Raw genomic sequence first — 12,634 nt, 5'->3', positions numbered from 1 at the left:
GAACGTTCACCCTTTAATTGCCTAACCCACTTGTCCATCGCAGATTTACTTACATTCAGGGATTCAGCCGCTTCTTTTACGGTGTGATCACCATCAACAACTAATTGCGCTGCTTCAAGTTTAAATTCTGCTGAAAATGTCGGTCTTGTTTGTTTGGTCATTTTGTCACCTAAGTAGTATGAGATGCATAATAACACCTCTAATTAGGTGGCCAAATTAACTATGCCACTTCAGCCCAACATTTTGGTAAGCAATACCATCAAGCGGTAGGCTCGGTAAATGAGCTGTCAGCATTTGCTGCCCACACCAATAAAAAGTGGATAGGCGGTCACCGACAGCAAGCACAATTTTTTCAATAAACGCTCTTTTTTTAAAGGCATTGACACTGTTTTAATTGACGGTGGAATTTATGTACCTGAAATATAATAATATTGTGCTTTATGCGTATTAATTTCAGTTAGTAGCGGGCATGTTGATTAACGGCGCTAATTAAGCCGAATATTTTGTGTGTTTTTACTTTTTTAAGTTAAAAAAAAGTTATTGGATGCCCCCTAGTTTTCCTAGTTTTCCTCTAGAGATGTTGTCTTAGAGCAAATAGTCGGCGAAGCACAACTGGTGATCAAACCGAATAGACAACAGCTATCACTATATGGTTTGTCGGTGGGCGATGTCATGGCCGTGGTTAAAGATGGCATTGGCGGTGTTAGTGCTGGCCAAATAATCAATGGTAATGAAAGATACGATATTTATGTACGTTTTGAAGAAAAGTATCGTGATAACCAAGAAGCTATTGCTGATCTGAGAATACAATCACCTACTGGTGCTTGGGTGCGTTTAGGCGATATCGCCACGGTTAGTTTTGAGTCAGGTCCGCCACAAGTTCGCCGTGATGACGAGCTTAATGGTGTGGTGATGGTAGAAAGTATTAATCAACTGGTTAAGAATGGTATTGACACATCAAAAGCGGCTTTTGATGGAGCAGTGTCACGGTTACGTCCGGTATTGATGACGGCTATTACTTCGGCATTAGGACTAATACCTATGCTGATGTCTAATGGTGTTGGCGCTGAGATCCAACGACCACTTGCCACTGTTATTGTCGGCGGTTTAGTCACAGCAACGTTATTAACCTTATTTGTTTTACCGGTATTATATCCATGGTTTTCTAAAACAAAAGTTGCCCAACTAACACGTTAATACAGTATGTGCCATATTATCTCAAATTTCAGGTTGAATTAGAGACTCGCATTTTGCATGCCCATGGGAATAAGATTTCTGCTCATATTGAGCAGGAATCTTATTTTTTAAATAAAATTTATCATAACTATTTATATTTAACTGGTGGATCACTTGTTAGCTATTGCCCTTACTCGCTTATGTTTTTTTGTTCTTTAAAAGTGTAACTACTCTGTAAAAAAAGTTTAAAAATGCGCTGGTAATCACGCCAATTTCTGATAATCTCTTACCTCGCTATTTTCATTAGTTTATTTTTTGTACAACTAAAAAATAACTTAATAACAAAATTATCCACATAGTATAAAAACAAATAAGCTGGCTATTAAAAGACGCTGGTGCATATATTTATTTCAATTAAATCAAACTATTATATTTATTAATTCTGATGTTTTTAGCTTGATTTTCTGGCTGCTTTTTGTACTTAATCACAAGGTTATCCACAAGAGGATCCTTAAAGTAAACAATAAAGCCTAGGGATAAAGTGGAGCCAACGTATACCAATTCCATTAAGTTTCTTCCCATTCAGAGCTTGTCAGCGTTTTGAGAACAAATAGAATTTTTTTGTATATAGTCATTCTATATTAAGGAAATTCTGTGCAGTTATCTAATTGCTGACAAACTCCCAAAGGGCGAGTTTAAAAGGCTTACATGCAGCGTTATTGATTTTAACAAGGGAATAACCATTATCTTCAATCAATGCCTTGCCTCTAAGCCTTTTAACTCTCGCTGAATGTGAACAAACTTAATGGACTTGGTATTATGCTTTGTGGCATGCTTAGTCACCTTTAGCTTATTTTAGTCACTTCGCGTATTTTTTATGACAACTCCTGCAATCTCACCTGATGCTAATAACATGCAATCACCCCTGATATTAGTCGATGGTTCTTCGTATTTATTTCGAGCCTATCACGTACCCTATTTACAAGCACTTGCAACCGCAGATGGCCAACCAACAGGTGCCATAACCGGTGTATTAAATATGTTAGGTAGTTTGAAAAAAGACTATCCCAATGGCAATATCATCGCTATTTTTGATGCTAAAGGTAAAACTTTCCGCAATGACATGTACCCAGAATACAAAGCAAATCGTCCACCCATGCCGGATGATTTACGCAGTCAAATAGCGCCTTTACATGAGATTATTACCGCTATGGGTTTACCTTTATTGGTTATTCCTGGCGTTGAGGCCGATGATGTTATTGGCACCTTGGCTAAACAAGCCGATGAACTAGGTATCGAAACCGTCATATCGACTGGCGATAAAGATATGGCGCAGTTAGTGACTAAACATGTCCGTTTAATTAATACCATGACTGATCTAGAAATGGACGAAGCGGGTGTGGTGGAAAAGTTTGGTGTGCGCCCTGATCAAATCATCGATTACCTCGCCTTGATGGGCGATAAAGTGGATAACATTCCCGGCGTGGTAAAATGTGGTCCAAAAACGGCGGTTAAATGGTTGGCAGAGCATGGCACCATGGCTGAAGTTATCGCTAATGCGGATAAAGTAAAAGGGAAAATAGGCGAAAATCTACGTGATGCGTTAGAACAACTACCTTTGTCATATAAATTAGCGACTATTAAATGTGATGTTGAATTAGCACAAACCGCAGCACAATTAGCTGCCAATGAACCCGATATTGAAGCACTAACTAAGCTTTATCAAAAATTCGAATTAAAGCGTTTATTAGCGGGTTTAGGTAAAGGTGATAGCACTGGCAGTACCACGACTAAAGCCGGTAAAACGTCTAGCTCTGCCGGTGAACAGGTTGCTGAAATCCATGCCGAGGCCGTGGCCGAAAGCCAATACGATATCATTTTAGATAAAGCCTTATTTACCGAGTGGCTTAATAAACTACAAGGGTGTGATGCTTTTGCCTTTGATACCGAAACCACCAGTGTTGATTACATGAAAGCCGAATTAGTTGGGTTATCATTTGCCATTGAAGTGGGCAAGGCCGCTTATGTGCCATTGACTCATGATTATACGGATGCACCCGAACAGCTTGATAAAGATTGGGTGTTAGCGCAATTAAAGCCGCTATTAGAAAGTACCAAGATTAAAAAAATTGGTCAAAACCTTAAATATGATGCCAATGTGCTAAGTCATTATGATATTACGTTGCAGGGTATTGAATTTGACACCATGATTGAATCTTACTGCTACAACAGTGTTGCTACGCGTCATAATATGGATGCGCTGGCACTGAAATATCTCGATTATAAAATGGTGAAATTTGAAGATATTGCCGGTAAAGGTGCTAAACAGCTTACTTTCAATCAAATTGATCTGGAAAAAGCCGGTCACTATGCTGCAGAAGATGCTGATATCACTTTGCGGTTACATAAGGCTATTTTTCCAGCACTAGCGCAATCACCTGCGCTGCTCAGTGTTTTTAAGGACATAGAAATGCCACTATTACCCGTACTGGCTCGTATGGAACAAACTGGGGTATTAATTGATAGTGATATCTTAGCGGAGCAAAGCCTGATCTTAGGGCAACGCTTAGATGAGCTGGAAATTGAAGCACACAATTTAGCAGGCAAGAGTTTTAACTTGGCATCGCCGAAGCAATTACAACAAATTCTTTTTGAAGAGTTAAAAATTCCGGTCATCAAAAAAACGCCAAAAGGTGCACCCTCTACCGCAGAAGATGTCTTGCAAGAGCTAGCACTTGATTATCCATTACCTAAAGTTATTATAGAGAATAGGGGACTAAGTAAATTAAAGTCGACTTATACCGACAAATTACCGTTAATGGTTAGCGATAAAACCGGGCGCTTGCATACTTCGTATCATCAAGCGGTCACGGCGACGGGACGTTTATCTTCAACCGATCCAAATTTACAAAACATTCCAATTCGTAGTGAGCAAGGTCGTAAAATTCGCCAAGCCTTTATTGCGCCAAAAGATCACAAAATAGTCGCGATAGATTACTCGCAAATTGAATTACGCATCATGGCGCATTTGTCCGGCGATGAAGGTTTAGTAACCGCTTTTAGCGAAGGTAAAGATATTCATCGGGCGACAGCCGCAGAAATTTTTGCGGTCGAGCTTGATGAAGTCACTATCGAACAACGTCGCAGTGCCAAAGCCATTAACTTTGGTTTGATTTATGGTATGTCAGCCTTTGGTTTAGCCAAGCAATTAAATATTGGCCGTCAGCAAGCACAAGAGTATCAAGATAAGTATTTCCAACGCTACCCTGGTGTATTAACGTATATGGCAGAGACTCGCCAAAAAGCGAGTGAACAGGGTTATGTGGAAACCTTGTATGGCCGTCGTTTATATTTACCGGACATCAATGCTAAAAATGGCATACGTAAAAAAGCCGCCGAGCGTGCTGCCATCAATGCACCAATGCAAGGTACAGCTGCTGATATCATTAAAAAGGCCATGCTAGCCGTAGATGCTTGGTTACTAGAGCAAAATGATGACCGTATTAAAATGACCATGCAGGTGCACGATGAATTGATTTTTGAAATACATCAAGACATTGTTGAACAGACCACGAAAAAACTGGTTGAATTAATGAATAATGCGGTGGTGTTAAACGTGCCATTAATTGCCGAAGCGGGCATTGGTGATAACTGGGATGAAGCCCATTAGAGTAAATTAAGTGAGCTAACTTCAACCTAGAAAACTATAACTTATTAAAAAATAAGGCAGTTACTTATTCCACATGGAATAGCTAACTGCCTTTTTATTGGGGATTTATAAATCTAAAGTACAGCCACGGTAAATTGAAAAACCCAACCCTTATTATAGGCTTCTTCACTAATATAAGGCGGCCAATGTAGGGTAGCTAGGTTGAGGACCTTGTTAGAGCTTTCATTACATCGATAGCATTTAGCTGTTTTTTTCCTTGGATGCTATGCTGTAATCCATTGGTGAAATAAGTAACCGTTAACGGTTCGTTTTGAATGTCGTCTTGAATTTTAGCGGGTACGACTTGGCTGAAGCTAAAGAAAATAATAACGGTAAGGGGTAAAAATATGTCTTGTATAAGACTTAATAGGAAAGCTAATACAGATGTATGCACCTTAGCTTTTATAGATAAGAGGCTTTGATTTTGTCTCGTTAGCAGAATGGCAAAGCATTACTGCATTTTTCTTTTTAAATAAGAAATGCGTAACAAACCATAGCTACAATACTTGAGACGATAATACTTAAGATAAATCCTTCTTTAACCATATCCTGAATTTCAATCTCTCCTGTACCATAGGCAATAGCATTAGGGGCTGTCGCCACAGGCAGCATGAACGCACAACTAGCGGCCATCGCTGCGGGTATCATAAGTACCTCAGGGTTTAGTCCGGATGATATAGCTGCAGCAGCTAATATAGGCATTAGTAACGTTGCCGTTGCCGTATTACTGGTTATTTCAGTCAAGTAGGTAACCACCAAACAAATAGTCAATATCATTAGCATTGGCGGTAGGCTAGATAGTGATGTTAACCACCCACCAAGAATGGTACTAAGACCCGAAGCAGTAAAACCTTTAGCGATTGCAATACCACCGGCGAACAATAACAACATGCCCCACGGGATGGAATTAGCTGTCTTCCAATCCAGTAATCTACCGCCTTTGCCATTAGGTACGACAAACATAATAACTACGGCCAACAGCGCTACTGTGCTATCACCGGCAATCTTTATCTCCAGTAATGAACTCCAGCCACCAAAGGGTTCACCTCTAGTTATCCAAGCTAGAGCCGTTAAACCAAATACCCATAAGGTACGTTTTTCTTCAGGTCTCCATTTACCCAATTCAGGTAAGTTTATCTCATGCTCAAGTTTAACGTTACGTGTTAACCATAGCGCCATTATCGGTAATGATATAAGCACCACAGGAACACCAATCTTCATCCATGCAAGGAAGCCAAACTCTTTACCGGTATTCTCTTCATAGATAGCTGCGAAGATTATGTTAGGAGGAGTACCAATCAAAGTACCTAGTCCACCAACACTAGCGGCATAAGCGATACCTAAGATCATCGCAACCTTTAACTGTTTATTATCTACATGGCTTAGTATTGCTAACGCCATAGGTAACATGATTAAAGTCGTCGCAGTGTTTGATATCCACATACTCAAGAAACCAGCAGCCAGCATAAAACCTAGCACTAATCTCCTACCGCTAGAGACACCTACAAGCCGAACCATGTAAACAGCTAACCTTTCATGCGCGCCACTTTTCTCTAATGCTTTTGACAGCATAAAAGCGCCCATCAATAATAAGATGACATGGCTTCCTAATGAGGAGGCAACGGTTTTGTGATCAACAATGCCAAACAAGGGCAATAAGGCAAAAGGCACTAATGAGGTAGCGGGAATGGGAATGGCTTCGGTGACCCACCATATAACTGTCAGTAGGGTAATGGCTGCGGCTATGGCAGGTTGCTCGGCTAAACCAAAGTGACTAAGCAATAAATAACAGCCAAAAGCTATCGCTGGCCCTAGAGGGATAAAGTGCTGACGGGTTAAGTTCATAATGATTGCAAACTCTATTAATTAGTAGCACTCAATTAACGGTGCTTTTATTATTATTATTTGTTTTTATTTATCCAGCTGGCGCTAGTGGACAGTTAATCTCACTTGCTGATGCGGCAAGTGGTCGAACTTTACCGATAATGAGACGATTGGCAGCAAGCTGGTCATCACTTAATAGCGCTTGTTGAATATTGCGACTGCGCTGCTGGGCTAAATTGAGCAACATATTATTATCAACCACTATGTTTGCTAATAACACCACTTCAACTTGCTCTATTTTCCAGCGGATTAAACTCTCAGCTGTCATGGCTGGCGCTGCACTAAAGTTATAGGCTTGAGCAAAACTTTGGCTATAAGCCTGTTCTAATGCAGTTAAGTATTGTCGATTACTTAGTTCTTCAGTATTGGGATTTATAGCTTGTTGGAACAGCTGTTGTTTTAATGCTTGGCTATCTTGTGGATGATAGCAGCCAGTAATTTCTAAGTGTAATTTAGGTCTTTGCAGTAATGCTTTTTTTAGCAAGTTTAACCGGGCAATCATTGCTTGGTCTAGCTCATGCTTGCCAGCAATAAATTCAATAGTGCCTAAATCTTCTTCGCTATCCACTAAGCCAGCCAGCAAGGTGAATGGTGACGCGACCGCTTTAATAATTAAGTTGCCTAATGTCTGCCAAACAAGTTTACCGTAACTAAAATCAGGAGCAGCTAGATTACCGCTTATTGGCATATCGATATGAATTTCATCTTTGCTGTCTTTCAATAAACTTATCGCAAGTCCTATAGGTAGGCTTGTTGCTTGTTTGCTTGGAACTTTATCACCTAAATAAAATTGGTCTATAAAGAGGGTGTTATCTGCCTTAAGTTTTTGGTCTTCAATCAAGTAATTTACCTTAAGATTTAGTTTACCCTTGTCAATTTCACGACCAATATAAGTGCCAGAGTAGGGGCTAAAATCACTCATTTGTACATCGTTTAACACTAGATTGAAATCGGTATATAAGCTTTCAGACAATAAATTAACGCTGCCTTTTAGTTTAAGTGAGGCAAACTTATTTATTTTACCTGCTAAATCAATGGTTGCTCGGCTATTCACTTTACTCGACAGACCTTTTATTGTTACTTGTAAAGGCTCTATGCGCATTTTATAGCGCGGAGTAACGGAATAATCGCTATAAACCACAGTAGAGGAATTCACCTGAAAATGTTTAAGGGTGATTACCGTCGAATTACCTTGCTCTGCCGCTTCATTGCGACGTTCCATACGCTCTTTGCGAATGCTGGTAATATTGATTAGCCCTTGTTTATTACGCTGTGCATTAAGCCATAATTTATCAATAGTGACACGTTCAATGTCGATAGTATTTTCCGGCAGCGCAACCTTGATACCTTCAACCGATACTTTATCAATGCGAATATAATCTTCATCTTTTTCTGTAACTCGGCTACGCCAGTTATTTAATGCCATGTCGCCAGTGATATGTAGTTTTTCAGGGCTGGCACCCTTTGATACTTTGGCGGCAAGCGCTTCGGCATAGGTAATATTTAACGTGGCATCAAAATTACCGGCAATAAGTTCTGAAATAAGCCATTGATGCATATAAGGCTCAATACTCAGTAGTGGCACGGTTTCGGCGTTAAAATTGATGTTGGCAGTGAGCGGATATAAGGATAGCTCACCATTAGCGGAAATATTACCACTTTGTTCAACCACAGCGGAAAAGTTTATGGGGAACATAGCGTCGGCTTGTAAACTGAACTGCTTTAAACTCATATTAATAGCGGTTAAATTTACCTGCGTGGCAACGTCAGTGGTGTTATCGGTTAGTTTTAATTGGTTATTGACTAAGCGTATTTGATCAATAGCTAGTTGCAGTTTTTGTGGTGCCGCCGCGCTGCTTTCTGGGGGAGAACTGGTGGGTAACATTTGTAGCAAGTTCAGCGTACCGCTTTTGCTACGAATAACATTTATTAAGCTGTCAGTGAGGACAATTTCTGCTAATTGTACTTGGTTTTCTGCCAAGGAATAATTAAGGCCATTGATGGCAAGGTGACTTAATTGCACATCATCAATGTTGCTAGATTTTTGTTTAATGAATAAGTCAGTAAACAGTATATTGGCATTATTAATGTTAAGCATCATCTCCGGCTGCGATAGATCTATGGCATATTCGGCACTTATATTTAATTTGCCCGAGCTAACCACCGTCGGCAAGTCTTCTTTAAAATATTGGTACAGTGTTGGCAGGTTAATACCGTCTATTTTAATTTTTCCTGAAGAGCGTAAAGGTAAAATTGTCACCTGACCTTGCCACTCAATACTTGTACCAATAATACCACCCGCTGAGGTTGCTTTAAGTTTGTAGGGACTATTTAACTCTCTTTGTGTGGTGAAATCCTCAAGTTCGATAGTTAAAGGGCCAACATTGGCATTGAATAGCTCTTGTTTGGAGTGATCGGTAAAGCGTAAAATTAATTGCTCAATATTTAACTGCCTGATCAAAATCTCTGGAATAGCATTTTCTTTAATATTGTCGTTAGGTTTTGTGGTGTTTTGAGCCGCAATAAGTTCATCAAAATTACTGCTGCTATCTTGATATACCTGGTAATGCAGATACGGGGCTTCTAGGGTGAATTCATCAAAAACCCATAACCAGCGAAATAGTGAAGACAGTTGGAAATTGATAAATAACCGTTTAAAACCGGTGAAATCACCACCATTTTTATCGAGTATTTTTAATTGTTTAACTTCAAGAGATAAGTAAAAGGGGTTGATATGAATATCTGCCACTTGCATGGTATATGAGGAGTTTTCACTGACGATGGCGGGTAGCTTTTCTTTGAGTAAATAAGGGGTAAGTAAACCTAAAATCAAGGCATAAATGGCAACGGTGCTAACCGCTATTAAGGTTATTTTTAATAACCTTTTGTTATTTTGTAGAAATTGATTGAATGACATATTATACCTACACTTCTATTTATCTATTCCATTGTTATCTATCGTTATTCATCGGCTTTACTGTTATCAGTAAGAGAGTATCGATAGGGTTATTTATTTCAGTCGTTAGTTAAGCATTTGAGTAACGTTCTTTATTGCCTAACCAGCGCTGAATTAATGCTTGTGCACATTCAGGTTGTTGGCGTGATAATAAATACGCTTTTTGCTGTATTTCAGGTATGAGGTAACCATCACGTACTAGATCGGCAATTTTAAGATCGGCTAGACCGGTCTGCTTGGTGCCTAATAACTCTCCCGGACCACGGATTTCCAGATCTTTTTCGGCGATAACAAAACCATCATTACTTTCACGTAATACTTTTAAGCGTTTGACGGCGGTTTTTGATAGTGGTGCTTTATACATTAACACACAAAAAGAGGCGACCGAGCCACGACCAACACGGCCACGTAACTGGTGCAATTGCGCTAAGCCTAAACGCTCTGGGTTCTCAATGACCATTAGACTGGAGTTAGGTACATCAACGCCAACTTCAATGACTGTGGTGGCAATAAGTAGGTGTAAATCACCCGCTTTAAAGGCATCCATAACTTGTTTTTTTTCAACCGATTTCATTCGGCCATGCACTAAGCCTATTTTTAATTCCGGTAGTTGTGCTGCTAATAAAAGCGCGGTTGCTTCAGCGGCTTGGCATTGTAATACTTCTGATTCTTCGATTAAGGTACATACCCAATAAGCTTGTCTACCATCATTCACACAGCCTTGGCGAATACGTTCAATCACATCGGCGCGGCGTGAATCAGGTAATGCCACGGTATTTATCGGGGTGCGACCTGGAGGTAATTCATCAATAATTGAGGCATCTAAATCTGCATAAGCTGTCATCGATAAAGTGCGGGGAATGGGGGTGGCTGTCATGATCAGTTGATGTGGGTATTTATTATCAAAGACGCCTTTTTCACGCAGGGTCAGGCGTTGATGAACACCAAATTTATGTTGTTCGTCAATAATAACCAGTACCAAATTTTTAAAGACCACATCGGCTTGAAAGAGCGCGTGTGTGCCAATAATCATTTGCATGGCACCACTTGCAATCTGCTCGAGCGCCAGTCTTTTTGCTTTTACTTTAGTTTTCCCTACCAGCCAACCGACACTGATATCTAGCGGGGTAAACCAGTTGGTGAAATTAATAGCGTGTTGTTCGGCAAGAATTTCAGTGGGTGCCATCAAGGCAACTTGATAGCCCTCACTAATGGCGGTTAATGCGGCAAGGGCAGCAACTAGGGTTTTTCCTGAGCCGACATCGCCTTGTACCAAACGCATCATTGGCTGACTTTTAGCTAGGTCAGCTTTTATTTCAGCTACCACACGTGTTTGCGCCTTGGTTGGCGTAAACGGTAAAGCGTTGAGGAATTTTTGATTTACTTGCTCATCACCCAATAAAGGTAGTGCATCATGGCTATCACTATTTTGTCTGAGCTTAAGCATGCTTAAGTTGTGAGCCAGTAACTCTTCTTTAATTAAACGTTGCTGTGCTGGGTGGCGGCCTTGCTCTAATTGCTCAATAGAAACGTCTGATGGTGGACGATGAATAATCGCTAAGGCTTCACCGAGAGAGTATTGTTCATTAAAAATATTGCTGGGCAGTAACTCTTCTACCTGGCCGCGCTGTAATCGCAGCAAGGCTTGCTCGGTTAAATTACGTAACGATATTTGCCTTAGACCATCGGTACTAGGGTAAATCGGTGTTAAGGTTTCTTCAGCAGAGGTTAAGGCTCTGTCGTCATCAAGGCTTTTATATTCAGGATGGATAATTTGATAGCCACGGGGTCCGCGTTTTACTTCACCGTAACAACGAATAGTTTTACCTATGGCTAAGCTGTTTTTTTGGCTGGCAGAGAAGCTGAAAAAACACAGTTGTATGCTGCCGGTGCCATCATGGAGAGTAACCACCAGCATGCGGCGTTTACCATGAGTTATTTGGTTGTCGGTAATTTCACCAATAATATTGGTTGAGGTACCCACTACTAAATTGCGCACTGTGGTGACACGGGTTTTATCTTCATAACGCATCGGTAGATGAAAGAGCATATCTTGTACGGATAGCAAGCCAATCTTTGCTAATTTTCCCGCTAAACTAGGCCCGACACCTTTGAGTGTACTCAGAGGAACTTGTGATAATAGGCTTAACGTTTCTTCTGCCATTGTTAATACCTAGTCATCAATGTGTTGCCAAGCACTTTTATTCATTTGCATTTTTTGCCACCAGGTTTCATTAGCAACAATTTGACCATCCTCATCAATTTCAGGGTAAGGTAATCCCTTACGCTGACAGGCATCGGCAAAAATCGGATGACCACCTTCAAATAAAGTACGCTGACGACGTTCATGGCTTAAGCGAGGTTTATTATACATACCGGCTAATTGACGCTGGCGTTGTGCTTCGTATAAAACAACCGAGCAAGCCACTGAAACATTTAATGATTGCACCATGCCAACCATAGGAATGACAATATGTTGATCGGCAAGCTCTAGGGCTACATCAGAGGCGCCAAATTTTTCTTGCCCTAAAATAATAGCGGTTGGTTTGGTATAATCAATTTCGGTAAAATTAACTGCAGTAGCAGACAAATTTGTCACCAATATCTGCATGCCCTGTGCTTTTAATGCCGCAATGGCATCAGCTGTTTTTTGATAGTTATGCACGTCAATCCAGTTCTGACTGCCGGCAGCACTGCCACCACGAACTTCAGCGGCATCACTTTTCCATACAGCATGAACATCACTAACACCAATAGCATCACAAGTACGTACAACCGCGGCTAAATTATGGCTTTTATGCAGACCTTCCATGCAAATGGTTAAATCTGGCTGGCGTTGGTCTAACATGGCGTTAATACGTTTTAATCTTTCTGGAGTCATTTTGAGTTTTCTTTAAAAATACTAATAA

Annotated in this window: 6 protein-coding genes and 1 pseudogene; 2 read left to right on the top strand and 5 right to left on the bottom strand. The window is 40.4% G+C overall.

Annotated elements, in window-relative coordinates; all coding sequences use genetic code 11:
- Window positions 1–161, bottom strand: a 161-nt coding sequence (locus tag ASU03_RS17565; protein WP_157465868.1) for a transposase, incomplete at its 3' end; no start/stop codon positions are given.
- Window positions 162–570: 409 nt separating this feature from the next.
- Between ASU03_RS17565 and ASU03_RS17560 the strand changes: the two are divergent.
- Window positions 571–1,197, top strand: a pseudogene (locus ASU03_RS17560) (efflux RND transporter permease subunit); the annotation flags it as partial.
- Window positions 1,198–2,053: 856 nt separating this feature from the next.
- Window positions 2,054–4,846, top strand: coding sequence for a DNA polymerase I (gene polA, locus ASU03_RS17555; protein ID WP_057833085.1), 2,793 nt, complete (start codon window positions 2,054–2,056; stop codon window positions 4,844–4,846).
- Between the two features lie 507 nt (window positions 4,847–5,353).
- Here the strand turns inward: polA and ASU03_RS17545 are convergent.
- The 4 genes from ASU03_RS17545 to trmH all read right to left on the bottom strand — a co-directional run bounded on the left by ASU03_RS17545 (window position 5,354) and on the right by trmH (window position 12,606).
- Window positions 5,354–6,730, bottom strand: a complete 1,377-nt coding sequence (locus tag ASU03_RS17545; RefSeq protein WP_057833083.1) for an SLC13 family permease — start codon at window positions 6,728–6,730, stop codon at window positions 5,354–5,356.
- Window positions 6,731–6,800: 70 nt separating this feature from the next.
- Entirely contained in the window at window positions 6,801–9,686 is a 2,886-nt protein-coding gene (locus ASU03_RS17540; RefSeq protein WP_057833082.1) for a DUF748 domain-containing protein, read from the bottom strand.
- Window positions 9,687–9,795: 109 nt separating this feature from the next.
- Window positions 9,796–11,889, bottom strand: coding sequence for an ATP-dependent DNA helicase RecG (recG, locus tag ASU03_RS17535; RefSeq protein ID WP_057833081.1), 2,094 nt, complete (start codon window positions 11,887–11,889; stop codon window positions 9,796–9,798).
- A gap of 9 nt (window positions 11,890–11,898) precedes the next feature.
- Window positions 11,899–12,606, bottom strand: a complete 708-nt coding sequence (gene trmH / locus ASU03_RS17530) for a tRNA (guanosine(18)-2'-O)-methyltransferase TrmH (protein ID WP_057833080.1) — start codon at window positions 12,604–12,606, stop codon at window positions 11,899–11,901.
- Window positions 12,607–12,634: the final 28 nt, after the last annotated feature.

It is taken from the genome of Colwellia sp. TT2012, assembly GCF_001440345.1.
In the GTDB taxonomy this organism is placed as follows: domain Bacteria; phylum Pseudomonadota; class Gammaproteobacteria; order Enterobacterales; family Alteromonadaceae; genus Colwellia.
The sequence above is the reverse complement of the archived record's forward strand: the minus strand, read 5'-3'. Positions and strand labels throughout refer to the sequence as shown.